Below are 16,802 nucleotides of genomic sequence, written 5' to 3'. Positions count from 1 at the left end.
GCCGCTTACTATCCCGAAGAACTTCATATACTTTTACCAAAGCTTGAGGACTTTTTTACTAGGCTGTTTAGATAAAATACCCGTAGAGATCCAGGAGAAGGTTAATAAGTGGATATCGATGATTAGTATTTGGATGAGCCTTTCCCGTCCCCACTGAGTGGGTGATGTGAACCGGGCCGGCAGTGACCAATCCCTAACAAATCCTTGAACATATTAATGTTCATCTAACCCTGCCTCATCACAAATCAGCCTAGGATGCCACAATCATTTCATCGTTGATTTTGAAATACCTACTTTAAAGTTTATGAAGTTAGGCATTGTTTTTAGAAATAGAATTAGTATCTCTAATGACATCAATTTTACTTAAAATGACTCCCACGTAATATATTAGTTAAAAATAAATACTATGATGAAAAAGCAAATTATTATATTAGGGATGGTAATAATTTTCCTTATAATGGCTCTAGGCATGTTAATGATTATGTCTCCCTTATATAGGGTGTCCATAAATCTCCTTTGTGGCTGCAGGGACCTTCTGCCTTGTTGGGCTATGTAATTTACCCAATAACTTAATAACTTAAAATAATAAATCCCATTTTTATTTAAAATGACGCGCTTATTTAATTTAATAATTGAATTCATAATAATTATCACAGGTATAATCACCACACTAATTCTCTATCCATTATTCCTCTCAACTAGTAATGGTGCCATATTCATAGTAGTCATTTTAATCCCGCTCTTGTTTGGTATAGCCGGTATTGGCTGGATCCTCGGTGGTTGGGTAGGCGTTGGTGCAGCCATTGAGGAGTTAGGCCTTAGGTTCAGGATTTGGCTACTGATGCATTTGCTCTACGGTGATAGGGAGTTCCTCATAGACCTATTGCTCATCCAATACATGTTAATGAACGTGTATAGGGTTCCCCACGAACTCGCTATAAATGGCCGTGAGGTCACAATCAAGGCGCCACTGAGTAAAGACGCGGGTATTAGGCTCATGAACTACCTAAACCAAAGATTGAACAAGCTAATAATCATAGACGTGGAATCGATGGAAAAACCATAGACGGAAGTGAACAACTACTGCGGCTTCACAATACTCAAGGCATTAATCAGCAACTCCCTATCCTCAGCATTGCATATAATCACCGTACCCCAAACCACCTTACGAACCCTGACACCAAGCCCGGCAAGCTCATCCCTAAGCCTAACGGCGGCTCCAGAATCACCCAGCGAAATCAGTAGGCAACTCTCCGTATACTCATAGCCCCTCCCATTACGGGCCCTGGCCACGTGCACATGCCACCTCCTTACACTAAATCTACTAAGCACATCAACCAAGTCATCAATACTCGGCAATCTCCTGGGCTCGCCATAGAACCTCTCATAAACACCAAGCATCCTCAGGACACGCTTAGTGTCCTCAATCGGCACGTATATTTCGAACCTTCCATCACGGTTATTGATGCTGACGTTGAACCCGGCAGCCTTAAGGTCATTGACTATGGCCCTTGCTAAACCCTCATCACTCGTGGATTTCGCTAAGTACCAGCCACGTCCCATGTTATGCTTTCTAAGCACTAAGTCATGACCAAGCACATTGACCACGGGGTACTTGGCGTAGGTTAGGCAGGGCGTTGAGTATCTAACAGCCTCCAATAACTTTACAACCCTATCGGTAAGCCCATAACCAGGCCATTTGCTGGCTAAATTAACAATGTCATTAATCACAGAGGCCTTCACGGGACAAACCACATAATGCTCACTACCCCTACCCGATGAACCACCAAAGAACCCACCAGAACAACCATAAAGGCCACACAAAAACTCATCCATAAACCTCCTCACAGGCCCATCAACGACAAAGGAGAAGCCGATATCAAAAGAGCCACGACTAACGTGGCCCAAAACACCATCACCAACAAACCAACCAAATAAGGACTCCCTAACAATAAGGCCATTAACCGCATAATAGACGAACCTAACACCCTTCCTAAACCTAACATTATCCCAATTATTCAAAGCATCCTTAAGCCAGGGAACTAAATAATCGGGAACCTTAGGACTACTAAGTAATGCCTTTGCCTTCTCCTTACTCACGATGAACTTCTCGATTTTATCTCTTGATCTTCCCATTATTGGTATTACGTGCTTAAATAATACGTTCAACCCGGCCTTACCCTCACTAACGGTTACGTATATGTAGTCCTTAACCCCATCTACATTAAGGTAACTAATTAATGAGATCAATAAAGTGACCGCCAGGTGAGGGTCTGGCGAGTTCAGCGTAACTACCCGCGTACCGTTGTTATATTTTACTGGAGATGCATCACTAATGAAGAGACCGGCAAGTATTGATTCTGCATTGTCAACTTTAACGTCTAATGTGACGAATGGGTGTAGTGAGAATCCACTTAGGTAATGCATTTTAGAACCCAGGGCAGAATCCCTAGTATTAACGTTGTCGTCATTCTTGATTTTATCCCAATTATTTAGTATTTCATTTTTGACATTTATCAATGTATTGACGAGCTCTTCGACCTTAATTTTTGCATTGTTGTTACTGGGTGAATTTCTTAGGAGCATTTTGCATCCATATGGTTAATTTATCCTCTTGGTTTATAAATTACTTTCAGTACTGCAGCAGAAAGGTAAGTAAGACTTAAATAGTAGTACTTGCATAAAAGCGCGGGATAGAACGTGCCTTCCCACGGCAGTTTGACGAAAGCAGGTAAGGTGAGGAGTCAGACGCCTAAGGTTCCTGCTAAGCCTAGGAGGAATCTTGTGCCTAGGAGGAGGAATAGTCGTAATTATAGGCGTTTGCTTTATAGGCTTGGTCAGGGTCAGCAGGTTTCGTAGTTTTGTTTAAAAATTGTTTGGTTTTGTTGTTTTTGTGTTTTCTTTTGGTGGTGTTTTGTGACTGTTAGCGTTGTTAGGGATGTAATTACTAATAATAATTATTATTAAGGAATTTATTCACTTTGCCGTTCTCTACGGCTCGCTGGTTTATGGCTTATTCAGTCCTCTTGGTGATGTGGATGTTGCGGTTATGTTTAGGGATAGTGTTAACATTATTGATGCGCTGCCCATGCTCATTGGCGACCTTGCACTGTCGCTGGGCTTTCCTGAGGATAGGATTGACGTTGCCGTGCTTAATGACCCACTGCTACCCTTTGAGGTTAGGTTCAGGGCTTTAACGGAGGGTGTGCCGATCTACATTGGTGACCGTGGGGTGTTCATTAGAGAGGTTGTTAGGGCGGTCAGCCTTTATGGTGATTATCAAGTGTTTTTGAGGGTTAATGGGTTTAGTGAGTTGATTAGGAGGAGGGTTGGTGAGTTATGTGGGTTGTTTAAGTGATTTATTAGCTATTGTTAAGAGGAATGTTGATGAAGTCGACCTGCTAGTTTCTAGGTATGGCATTAGCGAATTAGTTAGTGATTATGTATTGCTGAATGCCGTGTTGCACATGCTCCAGGTGGTTATTCAAGCCATCATCGACATGGGTTTGCACATAATGGTTGAGAAGAGGCTCAAGGCGCCGTCCACGTACTCGGAGGTGCCCATTTACCTGAACCAAGTCGGTATAATAAGTGTTAACGACTCGGTGATCTTTGGGAGGATGATTGGATTTAGGAACGTACTCATGCATAACTACTCGCAGATTTCAATAGATGTCCTCCGTGATATCCTAGCCAAGGCACTCTATAGGGACTTGCTGAAAATCGCGGTAAGGCTTTATGAGTATGCCGTTAGTAATGGTATTGATGCGTAGGTTATTATTTCGGTGTTATCTCTATGATTATGGTGTTGGTCTCATTGATGTTTGTTGAGTAGTAGTACTGCACGGTTATTGTCCCCATTTCCTGCACCATACCTGTCCTTACGCCTATCGACTCAATGCTTATGTCTAATTCGATCCCTGGAACATAAACGATTAAGTAGCGACCAACCTTTGTCGTGTTCGTTATGAACTCCTGGCCGATTAGGAAGACCCGATTATCGCCTATGAACTCTTTAATGACTGGTATACCCGTTATTAGGGTTTGCGTACTTCCATAAAGTGTGCCTAGGCCCATTTTGTCATACGTGAGAAACCTCTGCAGCAACCTCTCAATACTGCATGCCCTATCCTCCTGGGCTACTATCCTCGTTGGTATTATGATCATGGCATTACCGCTGCGGGCTATCATGCATGTGTAATTGACGATACCAGGCGGTGGGGTTATTCCCGTTATCTGTATGCATGTTGTTTCGTTAACTATGCCGTTGAAGGTTATTGGCGGCTTTAACCCTGGGAAATTATCGCAACAGGGTGTTGGCCAGGCCTCGAAATACCACTCGTGATAAATCAATTTGTTGTTGTAATAAACGTAAGTATTATAGACCTCATTAAGCAATACCGTGGGGCATAGACAATATATTGGTTTTGTTAGGTATTGATATGCATAGTATGTAGTTACCAAGGATGAGAGAACCAGCACTATAATCAGTAATGCGTATGAAGGCTTCATATTATGATTTATTCATAACTCACTTTTTATCCCTAACCAACCAAAATTTGGTTTTTAAATCATGGATGGCTATGTTGGTGCTAAGAGGACACTATTCAATGTGGGTATACTGGGAAGCATGCTGTGCCGCTGAGTGCCGGTGACCATATTACGTAGCTTTCGTTATTGAAGCTTAGGGTTGTCGGCGATGTCCCGTAGATCACGTACCACCTAAGTTGTATTGCGTAGTAATAGTAATACATGCATTGCGTTCCATCAGATGGGAATTCCTGGGACTCTATCGTGAAGTTGCCGTCGACCGGCAGGTAACCCGTGTAGTAGGGTTCCGTCTGTGTTGAGGGTAGGTGAAGTACACCATTATCACCAGCGCTGAACTGCACCGCACCACCAAATGCGGCACTGCTGAGCATTAGTGACCAGGTATCGTTTGAGTACACGTTACTAACCACGGGTAAGTCACTATGCACTACATTGGCCGGGTCAGAGCTCGTAGTTGAGGATATGGAGCTTGGCGATGAAAAGACCTGTGGACCTGAAATTGGTGCAAGGCCATTTCCATAACGTCCACCGTTACTATACCAATACCATGACGATGAGTAGTCAATCGCAATACCCATGCTGTATGTGGTTATGGCGGATCTAGGCGGTGTCCATTCGTAGTAGGCTAAGCTATATGAGCTCTGGGGTTGTACGTCAACCCACTCATATGGGAATAAATTAATGTAGTCAGGGACTGTTGCCGTATACTCCCAATTGGATGGATAATAGATGCAGAAGTCGTAATACCAATCAGAAATGTACGAATCACTGTACGGACTGCCATAATCATTAAATGTTGGGCTTTCATAATAACTACCGCCAGGTAGGTTTAACTGGCCTGTTGAGGTTACAGTACATGGATCATAATACGTATCATGCGTTTGTTCATACAGTACGAACATTAAACCCCTCAAACTCAATTTATAGCCTATGGACATGTCAAGCCCATTCCCATAATCAGTAATTGCCTCGACACTGAATGGGGGACCTCCGGCTAGGTAAGGTATGAAGGCTATGTAGTGCCCATTAACCACGTTATTAATAACCTCAGCCCTTAATAGGACGTTTAGGGCATAGTCCTGGAGTATTACTGGCGATGCGTTGTAGAACGCTATGATGCCGTACCTCACATATGGCACGACCATTTTACTCAACTCGGCTGGGCTCATTTTAATGTAGGGCAGGTCAATGATTAATATTGAGCTTGGCCTATACATTAATAACGCTAATGCCTCGCTGAGGTTTAGCCCTGCGTAATATACATTAGTAATGCCGAGACCTAGGGCTCTTTGGTAAATCTCATTGTACAATTTCTGTGGTCCAACTATGATAACTAAACCACCAATATCCCTAAAGTAATTTATTGACTCTGTATAGTTTATCGATAAGTCATGACCCAAATAAACAGTATTAGCATTACCATGCGGAGTTGGTGCTAGTACACTATAGTACAAATATATATACAGTAGTACTATGGTTAGTAAGGATGCCGTAATCACCAGGTATTTGAACCAGGTACCTGGGGTTTTACCTTCTACCATACACGTTCTTAACCCAGCATCGTTATTTATTGGTAATGCCCTACCACAATAGACGTACTTCATTAGCTTTCACGTTTTAACCTAGCTATGGCGATACCTAGGTCCATTACTATGAGTGCCTCACCAATTATCTGTAGGAGTGGACCAATTGCATTGAGCCCTGGGACCAAATCGAGGGAGTAACCCATTAAGGCTAGTACCATCCCTATTCTAATCGCTCTATCCAGGTCTATGTACTTGACTGATCTGAGGATTGCCGTGTATATCAGAGCCCATGACACTATGATTATTACCCCAGCTATTACCGTTAACGGCACTACCATGGTCGACGTCATAATTGATAAGCCATACATAGCATCCACCGCCATTACTAGGGATATGCCAACAAACCTTAAGTAAGTACCGCTCAATCCCATACCATACCTTGCGTAATCTATGCTGCTCAATACGTTAAATCCACCGAGCAAGAAAACGTATGTCAAAACAAGACTTATTACAGCATTAACCACCCCCACAGCCCTGGCGATTGGGGTGATCCTTGAAATAACTATCGTGAGTGCTATTACGTAAAACAACGCACTTAATATCATAAGCCAAAGTATGCCTCTACGTACGTGGGTTAAACCATCAACTAATGCATTAATTATTTGTTTATTAACCGTGGTTCCGCGGGTAGCGCTAATCCGCATAGCCAATTTCCTAAGAGATTCCCTATACTCATTATCGAGACTATTAATTAATTGGTCATGGAACATGGATAACGGACCAATGTAGTGCCAAACCTTACCATGCCTATAATAAGCGTAGTACCCGCCACTCAACTCCTTAATAATGAGCACACCGCGATTACCGCACTTTGGGCAGATGCCATAGCCAATGCTACGGCTAGACATAAACCTCTGGTAAATAATTCCTACATACAGTGTTATTTACTTTTACTATTCAATTCAATTAACCTTTAACATTAAGAACAACCAATACCAATGGGCTCGTTGGAAGAGTTAAGAAGTATTGTACTTATTCTATTCTCAAACTGTAAATTTATACAGCGTATATGCTAATTAGACAACATTAAGTATAATCAACGCACTGATCAATGTGTGCTTTTATCATCAATCTTTGGGTTTGTTTTTCATTAAGTATTGCCTTATTACTGTAATCGCTATAAGCGTCATTCATGCTATTGTTATTGTGATTATTGAGTACTGCGAGTCGAAAATTACGTAATACCACCAATCATTAATCAATGCGTTAGGCGTTGTTAAGTACCTAATGCAGCGATTACCGCTGCATAACGAAAAAATGATGCTATGACCACCCACATAGTCTATGTATAGGGATGGGATGATACTGTATATACTTCCCGACCGATCGAGCCTGGTTAACTTCATCATCTGTTCGCCATTGCTAATATTCATGACCACGTACAGTACAGGCAAACAATGATAATTTAAATTGTAGGGACTGAAGGCGAAGGGGCCTACCGTTATTAGGAACGTGTTCCTCGTTAATTGAAACATAGCTGCTGAATATTGATAGACATCTATGTAACAATATGAGTTAAGTGCACCTAGGCCTCTCCATATGCCCTTATGTAGTATTAATGACCCGTCTTGATTAATGGTATTTAGCCATATCGTATTATTCAAAAACATTAGGACTAGGGCCTTATTATCGTAAATGCCTACCGATATTAAATCACCATTTATCGGTATTGCCCAGGTTCTATTGTTAATTATGCTTAGCCCACATATTTGTGACCCACATTGATAAATGATCGTGTTATTGAGAAGACCGAAGACATGAACTATGCTTTTGTTGATTGTTATGAGTGTGCTCATTATTGGTTCACCACTTGTTTTATTGAGTAGGTATATGCGTAATGATGTATTGCATGGTACGGTTATGAGCAGGTAATTATTGGAAACGTATACGTCTATAGGCCCTGATGTGCTATATGGACCACAGACGTCAGTAAATGTTCGGTTCCAGAGCATGATTACGTAGGGAGGTCGATCCATGAGCCTATAGTATGTGAGGTTCATTATACCTTTTCCTGTGAGAGGAAATGTGAATAGGTATATGGAATTATCAATTATACCGGTTGTGAAGGGGTAATAAGTGCTTGCTATTGCCGTGGAGCTTATTACGTCTTCCGTCAGTATGTTTATCACCGTTACATTGATAATCATTTCAGTAAATGGGTGGGTTGAATACTCACCGTAACTTAGCATAAATAATGTGTTATTAATAATGTCGAATTGAGGCATTAGTATTGTTATTGTGTTGGCTGTTATGTTCGTAACCCATAATTGCCTATTATTCAATATGTCATAATTTTTAATACTAATAATGTACTCAGGAACGTATATGTGTTCGGTAGTATATAATGTTTTTTGTATTCCACTATATAGTAATAAGTCATTGTTATGGATGTTAACTACGATATATGGGCCCAAGTCTCCCAACACCTTTATGTATGGTAATGGGCTCCCTAGGGTATGGACGTACATTATGTAAGCGTCAAGAATTATTAATGCTATGGTAACAATAAGTAAGAACCTATTACTCGAAATAATCATCATAATAGTCCCTTAGTGCATTCCTTAAATGTTTGCCTATTAAGGGTCCTTATCAAATATTTTGCGTTTTGCCTATTGGTTTTGCTGTGAGTATTGCGATGCCTATTATGATCCACGCCACTAGAATTATTACTAAGCCTACCACTATGAATGTTAGTATTGCACCTATTAGGTAGAGTAGACCGCCAGTCGTTAGAAGGTTTTCGCCTGTGTGGGTGTACATGTTGTTCATTGCTTTGCGTAGGTATATTGCCGATATTACGTAGAATGCGCCTGCCAATGCTATAATTATTGCTGCTGTTGTTATTATGGGTAATAGTGTTGGTAGTAATGATTGTGTTGATTGTGGGTATGGGATGTTTGGTGGTGCTGGTGTTAAGAGGTGGCTAAGTAATAGTCCTGCATTTAGTACGAATATGAATGCTCCAATCGCAATTACGATAGCTGCTATTAGTGCGAATATGAACCAGTGAATAATATTTGACTTGAGTTCATTGTCATTGAGGTATTCGGCTAGGTTGATCATGCCTATGAGGAATAGTACAATACCTACTATGGTCAATATACCATGTGTAAACATACCAAAACTCGCCAGTATAGCCCCTATGCCGGCTAATGTCTTTGCCGTGTCGAAGTCCATGTAATTCTAATATACTAACGTGTTTTTATATGTCTTATTTTTCTATTTCGAATGAAAATCCTTCATTCTTTCTAGTTTAATTTAATGGAAAGCGTAATTTTAAGCTTCCTCGGGTGTCTCGTACCACTTAACCTTCTCGCCAATGGTGGCCCTCATCTTCCACTTCATTGATTTGGGAGCCTTCTCTATTGATTGCCTTAACTTATCTATATTGCTCATTACCCTGTCCTTGGCCTTGCCCGGCAGGTCTGTACTATTCATATAGTTTATTGTTCTGTCTAGGTTAACGATGGTTGTCTTGTATAATCCCCAGTCGTCTGATGTTAATTCAATTATTCTATTTAGATCTATGGTATTGTTTGTATCTTTATCACCTAGGTCAAATTTGTAGAGCATGGCTACTATGTCCTTAAGGTCCTTCTCATTTATCTCCCAAATCTGGAACTTGGTCATTAGTAGGTCGCTCGGTGGTATTGTTGGGCTGAACTTCTCAAGCCTGTTCTTGAGTTCGATAACGTGGCTCTCCCTAAAGACGTCGAGGAATACGTCAATCACCATATTGAGTTTCGGGTCCCTAAACTTCAATCTCTCCCAACCATGAAGTGCATTAAATTGCCTATCGGATTGTATTCCGATACTTTCGAGAGCCTTAGTTATCTTCTGGGAATCCTTCTTATGGGCTGCCAAATCAACATCCTTTGGTTCGCGCCTTAGTGCTGGAACTTCAGGATAGATATCACGAACTAAATAAGCAATGGCAATGCCACCAAGTAATCTGCACGTCGCATTGTAGTTACTACAGGATTCAATCATCGAAAGGCCTCTCTGTAGCTTCTCCTCTACAATATCCTGAACCATCTAAATAATGCTATAAATATTTGTTTTATAAGCTTTACTCACAATTAATATTTGTTTTATGTGAATTCAAGGAAAAACTTTTTAAAGCATTAATGAGAGAATTGAGTCAATGGGAGATAGGATTAGGGTTGTATTAGTATCTGATTTACATGGTTCAGAGATAGCATATGCAAAGCTTGCTAATATACCTAAGATGTTTAAGGCTGATATCGTAATTCTCAATGGTGACCTAACAGGCAAGGCATTGATGCCAATTATTAAGTTGAAGGCAGGTGATTATACGGCCAATGTGTTTGGCGAGGTTAAGAAATTTGGTGAAAATAAATTAAATGAAATACTAAGAGATGCGAAAAATAGTGGTTATTATCCATACATTGTTGGCGAGGATGAGTATGACGAGTTGGTGAAGAATCCAAATAGGGCTAAGGAGGTTTTGGTGCAATTAATGACAGAAAGTTTCACCGACTGGATGAAGAAAATAGAGGATAGGTATAGGCAGTCTAATGTTAGGTTGTTCTATTTCCCAGGGAATGATGATCCACATGAATTTGTTGAAGCTATTAAGAAATTGGATAATGACGTGTTAATTTACGGCGACGAAAGAATAATCGAGGTAAATAAGTATCTAATACTTGGCTTTGGTTATTCAAACCCAACACCCTGGCACACTGAGAGAGAATTACCTGAGGAGGCACTTAAGGAGAAATTAACGGGATTGTTTAGCCAGGTTGATCCAAGCAAGATGACTAGGTTGTTGGCTGCAATACACGTACCTCCATATGGAACGAATATAGACCTAGCACCAAAGTTAACACCTGACCTAAGGCCTGTAACTGCAGGTGGTGACGTAGTTATGGACCATGCAGGTAGTATAGCGGTTAAGGAGATCCTCGAGAACTTCTGCCCAGCTGCTGGTCTTCATGGTCATATTCATGAATCACCAGGTATAGATTACGTACAATGTAGACAGGGTAAGAGGATCCCTGTTATCAATGCTGGTAGTGAATACATGGTTGGCGCACTTAAGCTTGCTTACCTTATCTTTGAGGATGGTAAATTGAAGGATAAGATATTCATGAGAGGCTAAACTATGTCTAAATAATACTTTACTTAAAAATGATGATTTCAAGCTATATATTAATTCTTTCATAACAGAAGCATTTATTAACTCACTTCTTCCCGAGAAACTGGGAGGTTGGGAGTGGAGGGTGACGATCAATCATCTATAGATAATTACGAAACGTATGTAAGCGCAATATATGATGAATTAGCACCGAGATACGAAAAAGTTTACATAAAACTCTCACAATATTACAGGCACTTATATGGCGAACTTTATGGAATATTTAAGTACTATTTTGACGGTGTTAAAATACAGAGTAAGGTCCTTGATCTTGGCAGTGGAACGGGCATCTGGACAATGCTGCTTAAGAGACGTGGTTATCACGTAGTTAGCCTTGACATATCACGGGCTTCACTCACAAAGTGCATTAAGTCTAGGAGATGCAGTGATCCAACACAGGGGGATGCTATTAAATTGCCGTTTAAGGATCGGTCGTTCGATGCCGTTGTTGCATACGGTAGTGTCTTTAATCATATTGTTAATTCTGAGAATGCATTTAAGGAGGTGGCTAGGGTCTTGGATTATGATGGTTACTTAATATTTGATGCCGATAACCTGGTATGTGTTGATATGGCTTATGAGGCATTACTTGGTGGTATATCAATGAGGGCATTCCTTAAGGGTTTATTTGATGGTAAGGGACATGTTGGTTATTGGTATGGTCATAACAATGAGGTTGTACCATTTAGGTTCTTTACACTTAAGGAGTTAACAGATATCCTGGGTAATAATGGGTTTAAGGTGGTTGATATTAGGGGTATTCATGTACTGTCTAATGTAATACCATCAAGACTTCATCAATGGAGTACCAACAAGATAAAGAGACTTGCTTCGTTGTTCTACGTTTTTGACCGCACGCTAGGTACTCATGTACCATTTAAGTACTTGGCTACGACATTTTTAATAATAGGCAGAAAGGCAAGCTAGCAATTCTTCCACTTTAATATTAAAACCACCTCGTTATTGCTATTTTTCTGTCCGTAAAGAAATCAACAACATCTATTTGTTGGTGGTGGCTTCCGAGACCCGAGATCTTCCTTCCACCAAATGGGAACCAACCAACTGGTGCTGCAACACCTATGTTAATCCCAACATTGCCAACAACTACATTATTAACGAATTGCCTAGCCCAGGCACCACTCTGTGTAAATATGGCTGCTGAGTGGTGGTACTTACCCTTATTGATCCAATCAATAACCTCATCAAGGTTCTTAGCCCTGATTAAATTAGCCACTGGGCCGAATATCTCCTCCCTAACAATATCCATGTCCGGCGTAACACCCTCAAGTATTGTTGGCCCTAGATAAAAGCCTCTTGGGTAATCAGGTACTTTATAATTCCTACCGTCGAGGACTACCTTAGCGCCATCATTGATCGCCTTATCAACCTTAGCAATTACGTTACGTCTATACTGCTCAGTGGTCATTGGGCCCATCTCAGTGGATTCCTCAAGTCCATAACCAACTCTCAATCTCCTAGCCCTCTCAATAAAGGCATTCTTGAACTTATTATAAAAGTCGTCATTGCCGACGATTACGATATTCTGAATGGCCAGACACCTCTGACCAGCATTACCATACTTAGAATGTATTAGTGTCTCCACGGTCTTATCTAGATTAGCGTCTGGCATAACAACGGCATAATTCGCCGCACTACCACCACCCAGGTACCTCTTACCAGTCCTTGCCGAGGTTTCATAGAGTTTAAGTGCTATTGTTGATGTTCCAACAAATGCAGTACCCTCAACAAGTGGATGGCTAACCAGGTAATCAACAACTGAATTGTCCAGGTGGACTAAATTAACAACACCTGGTGGGAATACCTCGGCTATCTTCTCCATCACGTACGTCATGGGTATTGGCGTTACGGGACTAACCTTAACAACCACGGTATTACCCAGGGCCACCGCATACGGTATGAACCAGAAGGGTATCATTATTGGGAAGTTGTATGGAGTAATTATTGAGAATACACCCAACGGCTCCCTCATCATTATCTCATCAATGTCCTTAGCAATCTCACGCTGATACTCACCCTTGGATAGACTTAGTAACACGGCTATTGACGCCTCGACATTCTCAATACTCCTCCTCAAGTCACCCCTAGAATCATTAATTGGCTTACCATGATTAAGAGTATTAACACGAGCGAAATCCTCCTTAAACTCCTCCATAACCCACTTAAGCCTAAAGAGGTACTGAAGCCTGTCGGGTACTGGTACTTGACTCCAGTTTTTGAATGCCTCATGGGCAGACTCAACAGCCTCATCAACATCCTCCTTACCACCAAGTGGGACCTCACCGATCACATCACCAACACCTGGGTCATAAAGCTGTGCATAACCAAGAGCGTGGGCCTCAACCCACCTACCATTAATAAACTGCCTCAACTTACCCCAGGACCTCCTAGAAACCTCCAGAGGCATACATCAAAACAAAGAATAATAGATTAATAAGTATTAACCTAATAGCTCAGAAATTATTGTTGATTATCATTATGATATAATAAAAAATATTCTATGATATTAACCCTGATATTGCTCATCAAGTTTCTTAATTACCTGGTCTATCTTCTCAATACCTTCATCAATTTGCTCCCTAGTTACTATTAGGGGTGGTGCTACTATGAACCAGGATGGCCCATTATAGACATAAACACCCATTTTCAGTAACTCAGCTGCCACCCTATCAACTGGTGTCGCTAAACCCCTATACTTATCATCATACGTGCCGAAGGGTGTCTTCCTGGAATCCTTTATGAATTCAATGGCCCAGAATAGACCGACACCCCTAACATCACCAATGCTTCTATGTTTATCCTTCAACTCCTCAAGCCTTCTACTCAAATACTCGCCCATCGCCTTAACATGATTAAGCAAGTCAAGCCTTTTATACTCCTCAATGACTGCTGGTATGGCAGACAATGAGACAGGATGCGCCTCAAAGGTATGCCCATGCGCGAAGAACTCATCCTCAAAGTAATCAGCAATCTTCTTACTAACTGCAGTTATGCCTATGGGTACGTACGATGCAGATGCGCCCTTAGCAGTTGTTAAGATATCGGGCTTAATACCCCATAGATTCACAGCCCACCAATCACCAACACGGCCCCAACCAGTCATAACCTCATCAGCAATGAACAACACGTCATTCTCCTCAGCAATCCTCTTAAGCGTTGGTAAATACTCCTTAGGCGGCACAACAACACCGTTAGTCCCAGTTATTGGTTCAACCAGTATCGCGGCCACATTCTTCTCATTCTTAATAACATAATCAACGTAATTAACACATGCCAAGCCACACTCAGGATACTTAAGGCCGAGCGGGCACCTATAGCAGTATGGCTCAGGTACCCTGACAACACCATGCATTGTGTGCGGTTCAACGAACCAACGCCTATAATCACCAGTCATCGAAATTGATGCAAATGTTGACCCGTGGTACGACCTATACCTAACAACTATCTTGAATGCGGGCTTCTTATAGAGTCTTGCTGTCTTAATGGCAGCTTCATTAGCCTCAGTACCTGAGGTAGAGAAGAAGAATTTAGTCAAGCCCTCGGGCATAATCTCAAGTAGCGCCTTGGCAGCCCTGGCCCTGGTCTCGGCAGCAAAGACAGGCGAAATATACTGAAGAGACTCCAATTGCCTCTTAATGGCGTTGATTACATTCTCATTACCATAACCAAGATTAACATTAACCAACTGTGAGGAGAAATCCAGGTACCTCCTACCCTGGGAATCATAGAAGTAAACGCCATCAGCCTTAATAACGCTCAGGGGTTCCCAACCCCTCTGCCTACGCCAAGTACCAAACAAATGCTCACGTACAATCCTACCAAAATCCTCAGATGCCATATATTTTAAGAACAAAGTTGCTATTTAATAAACATTTCCTATATAATTTAGGGAAAAATTATAAAAAACATACAAAGAATTAAAAGAAATAAAGAAGATAATATTTTAATTATTATATCTTGAAAATCTAGAAATAATGTTTATAACCTATGAATAATGCTATTAATATAATGCATTATCAATGCAGGTATTATTTAAATATTCTGATAACGTAATAATAATAACTTTATATGTCTAACTACCTGTAAAACCTACACAGTTAAGAGGGTGCGGTTTGGTGCTATTGCGATTCTATTGATCGCTACGGCGGCTCTATTCTCCCAGGAGATAGTTAATGCAGGTAGTTACTACGCATACTCCGTTAGGACATCTTGGTTCCTAGGTATTCTAACTCTCTGGTACTGGATGACGGATAACTGGACATGCGCGGCGGGTTTTGGAGCGCTTGGCCTAGCCACGGTCCTCTATTACATAAACCCAGCCTTTTATCACATACCCTATCTGTGGGTCATATTCGCCTTAATAGTACCCACATATGGATTTGTATTGGCATACCTAGGTATCAAGCCTTCACTCCAATATGCAATGTACACTGGTTTTGCCGAGATATTTTACATAATAACTGCATCAATAATAATAATAGCAATGGTCCTACCGCACTTGCCTGCTTCAACGGCGGTAGCTCCATTTACACCAGCACTCGTTAAGGGTGCATGGAGCTTAATCTTCTTTGGTACAATATTCTCTATATTGGACTTCGTGGGATTAGGTACCGCAACAACAATATCAGAGGAGGTTCAGGATCCTAAAAAGACCATTAAGAGGGCGTTATATGTAGCATGGGCACTTGGTGGTATTACGTTAATATTAGCGTCATATGCGTTAACGGTTGGTTGGGGTGTGAATCAAATGAGTAGTTTTGCTACATCGCCAGATCCTGGCTTTATAGTGTTTTTTAAGTACTTAGGTCCCGTGGGTTGGGCATTATTACTAGCCTTTGTTCTGAACAGTTACTTAGCCTATGGTGTCGCCAAGTGGAATTCAATTAGTAGACTTTGGTTTAGTGCAGCAAGGGATAATCTTTGGTTTAAGTATATACATGCTGAGAAGGTTCATCCGAAGTATAGAACTCCATATGTAGCCTTAATATGGTATTACGGCTCGGTTCTTGTGCTGGCATTAGTAACTGGCTTCCTATTAGGTCCATTTAATGGTTCTGTTTTTCTACTAACAATTAATGGACTTGGTATGATAGCAACGCATATAGTGGTTAATACTGCATTAACGTATTATAAGTATAAGACCGTGGGTCTAAGGGGTAAAGATATAGCATTTTACTTACTCTATGTAATAGCACCAATTATAGCGTCACTAACGGCTTTTGTGGTGTTCTTCTACAGTGTTTATCCACTACCGCAATATCCATTTGATATAGCCGTATTAATAGCCATTGGTTGGTTCCTAGTAGGGTTTATTGTGGCTTGGTGGTATAGTAAGTACCGTGCTGAAGTACTTAAGCATGCTGGCGCATCATATGAACTTTAATAAAAATAATTATTGTATTACTCTTCAAAATGTTTTCATTCTATTGATTGTTTATATAATTATTTCATAATAATTTACGCATAATATTTAAAAATAAGTGTCAGCA

At 40.9% G+C, this 16,802-nt stretch carries 16 protein-coding genes; 7 read left to right on the top strand and 9 right to left on the bottom strand.

What is annotated here, in order from left to right; genetic code table 11:
• Nucleotides 1-607: 607 nt before the first annotated feature.
• Nucleotides 608-1,066, top strand: coding sequence for a hypothetical protein (locus tag VMUT_RS06170; RefSeq protein ID WP_013604558.1), 459 nt, complete (start codon nt 608-610; stop codon nt 1,064-1,066).
• Nucleotides 1,067-1,080: 14 nt separating this feature from the next.
• Here VMUT_RS06170 and VMUT_RS06165 read toward each other — a convergent pair whose 3' ends face one another.
• Nucleotides 1,081-2,586, bottom strand: coding sequence for a hypothetical protein (locus VMUT_RS06165; RefSeq protein WP_013604557.1), 1,506 nt, complete (start codon nt 2,584-2,586; stop codon nt 1,081-1,083).
• Between the two features lie 114 nt (nt 2,587-2,700).
• Here VMUT_RS06165 and VMUT_RS06160 point away from each other — a divergent pair, with 114 nt between their 5' ends.
• From VMUT_RS06160 to hepT, 3 genes are all read left to right on the top strand, one after another.
• Nucleotides 2,701-2,859: a 30S ribosomal protein S30e gene (locus tag VMUT_RS06160; RefSeq protein WP_048056914.1), complete on the top strand. Its 159-nt coding sequence runs from the start codon at nt 2,701-2,703 to the stop codon at nt 2,857-2,859.
• Nucleotides 2,860-2,950: 91 nt separating this feature from the next.
• Complete coding sequence (locus VMUT_RS06155; RefSeq protein WP_158304816.1) at nt 2,951-3,358, top strand: nucleotidyltransferase domain-containing protein; 408 nt, start codon at nt 2,951-2,953, stop codon at nt 3,356-3,358.
• Nucleotides 3,342-3,773: a type VII toxin-antitoxin system HepT family RNase toxin gene (hepT, locus tag VMUT_RS06150; protein ID WP_013604554.1), complete on the top strand. Its 432-nt coding sequence runs from the start codon at nt 3,342-3,344 to the stop codon at nt 3,771-3,773. Before VMUT_RS06155 ends, hepT begins: the two co-directional genes overlap by 17 nt.
• Nucleotides 3,774-3,777: 4 nt before the next feature.
• Here the strand turns inward: hepT and VMUT_RS06145 are convergent, their stop codons facing one another.
• The 6 genes from VMUT_RS06145 to VMUT_RS06120 form a co-directional block, all read right to left on the bottom strand.
• Nucleotides 3,778-4,512, bottom strand: coding sequence for a hypothetical protein (locus tag VMUT_RS06145; protein WP_013604553.1), 735 nt, complete (start codon nt 4,510-4,512; stop codon nt 3,778-3,780).
• A 95-nt stretch (nt 4,513-4,607) separates the two neighbouring features.
• Nucleotides 4,608-6,155 carry a hypothetical protein gene (locus VMUT_RS06140; RefSeq protein ID WP_013604552.1) on the bottom strand — a complete coding sequence of 516 codons (1,548 nt, stop codon included), beginning with the start codon at nt 6,153-6,155 and terminating at the stop codon, nt 4,608-4,610.
• Nucleotides 6,155-6,985 (bottom strand): hypothetical protein, encoded by an 831-nt coding sequence (locus tag VMUT_RS06135; RefSeq protein WP_013604551.1) that lies wholly within the window; start codon nt 6,983-6,985, stop codon nt 6,155-6,157. The genes VMUT_RS06140 and VMUT_RS06135 overlap by 1 nt, the downstream gene beginning before the upstream one ends.
• A 282-nt stretch (nt 6,986-7,267) precedes the next feature.
• Entirely contained in the window at nt 7,268-8,677 is a 1,410-nt protein-coding gene (locus VMUT_RS06130) for a hypothetical protein (protein WP_013604550.1), read from the bottom strand.
• Between the two features lie 49 nt (nt 8,678-8,726).
• A complete protein-coding gene (locus VMUT_RS06125) occupies nt 8,727-9,314 on the bottom strand; it encodes a DUF996 domain-containing protein (RefSeq protein ID WP_013604549.1) in 588 nt (195 codons plus the stop codon).
• A gap of 99 nt (nt 9,315-9,413) precedes the next feature.
• The gene (locus VMUT_RS06120) at nt 9,414-10,172 is read right to left on the bottom strand and encodes a hypothetical protein (RefSeq protein WP_013604548.1); all 759 of its coding nucleotides are present in this window, start codon (nt 10,170-10,172) and stop codon (nt 9,414-9,416) included.
• Between the two features lie 109 nt (nt 10,173-10,281).
• On the opposite strand from VMUT_RS06120, the gene VMUT_RS06115 reads away from it, so the two are divergent.
• Nucleotides 10,282-11,259 carry a metallophosphoesterase family protein gene (locus VMUT_RS06115; RefSeq protein ID WP_013604547.1) on the top strand — a complete coding sequence of 326 codons (978 nt, stop codon included), beginning with the start codon at nt 10,282-10,284 and terminating at the stop codon, nt 11,257-11,259.
• 114 nt (nt 11,260-11,373) lie between these two features.
• Entirely contained in the window at nt 11,374-12,222 is an 849-nt protein-coding gene (locus VMUT_RS06110; RefSeq protein ID WP_013604546.1) for a class I SAM-dependent methyltransferase, read from the top strand.
• Between the two features lie 19 nt (nt 12,223-12,241).
• Here the strand turns inward: VMUT_RS06110 and VMUT_RS06105 are convergent, their stop codons facing one another.
• Complete coding sequence (locus VMUT_RS06105) at nt 12,242-13,720, bottom strand: aldehyde dehydrogenase family protein (protein ID WP_013604545.1); 1,479 nt, start codon at nt 13,718-13,720, stop codon at nt 12,242-12,244.
• Nucleotides 13,721-13,819: 99 nt separating this feature from the next.
• Nucleotides 13,820-15,151, bottom strand: coding sequence for an aminotransferase family protein (locus VMUT_RS06100; RefSeq protein ID WP_013604544.1), 1,332 nt, complete (start codon nt 15,149-15,151; stop codon nt 13,820-13,822).
• Between the two features lie 267 nt (nt 15,152-15,418).
• Here VMUT_RS06100 and VMUT_RS06095 point away from each other — a divergent pair, with 267 nt between their 5' ends.
• Complete coding sequence (locus VMUT_RS06095) at nt 15,419-16,696, top strand: APC family permease (RefSeq protein ID WP_013604543.1); 1,278 nt, start codon at nt 15,419-15,421, stop codon at nt 16,694-16,696.
• Nucleotides 16,697-16,802 lie beyond the last annotated feature (106 nt).

It is taken from the genome of Vulcanisaeta moutnovskia 768-28 (genome assembly GCF_000190315.1).
Lineage (GTDB): Archaea > Thermoproteota > Thermoprotei > Thermoproteales > Thermocladiaceae > Vulcanisaeta > Vulcanisaeta moutnovskia.
This window is presented reverse-complemented; position numbering and strand designations above follow the sequence as displayed.

Coding starts and splice junctions, on each gene's coding strand:
- VMUT_RS06170 (WP_013604558.1), top strand. CDS start 608: ATGACGCGCTTATTTAATTTAATAATTGAATTCATAATAATTATCACA.
- VMUT_RS06165 (WP_013604557.1), bottom strand. CDS start 2,586: ATGCTCCTAAGAAATTCACCCAGTAACAACAATGCAAAAATTAAGGTC.
- VMUT_RS06145 (WP_013604553.1), bottom strand. CDS start 4,512: ATGAAGCCTTCATACGCATTACTGATTATAGTGCTGGTTCTCTCATCC.
- VMUT_RS06140 (WP_013604552.1), bottom strand. CDS start 6,155: ATGAAGTACGTCTATTGTGGTAGGGCATTACCAATAAATAACGATGCT.
- VMUT_RS06135 (WP_013604551.1), bottom strand. CDS start 6,985: ATGTCTAGCCGTAGCATTGGCTATGGCATCTGCCCAAAGTGCGGTAAT.
- VMUT_RS06130 (WP_013604550.1), bottom strand. CDS start 8,677: ATGATGATTATTTCGAGTAATAGGTTCTTACTTATTGTTACCATAGCA.
- VMUT_RS06125 (WP_013604549.1), bottom strand. CDS start 9,314: ATGGACTTCGACACGGCAAAGACATTAGCCGGCATAGGGGCTATACTG.
- VMUT_RS06120 (WP_013604548.1), bottom strand. CDS start 10,172: ATGGTTCAGGATATTGTAGAGGAGAAGCTACAGAGAGGCCTTTCGATG.
- VMUT_RS06115 (WP_013604547.1), top strand. CDS start 10,282: ATGGGAGATAGGATTAGGGTTGTATTAGTATCTGATTTACATGGTTCA.
- VMUT_RS06105 (WP_013604545.1), bottom strand. CDS start 13,720: ATGCCTCTGGAGGTTTCTAGGAGGTCCTGGGGTAAGTTGAGGCAGTTT.
- VMUT_RS06100 (WP_013604544.1), bottom strand. CDS start 15,151: ATGGCATCTGAGGATTTTGGTAGGATTGTACGTGAGCATTTGTTTGGT.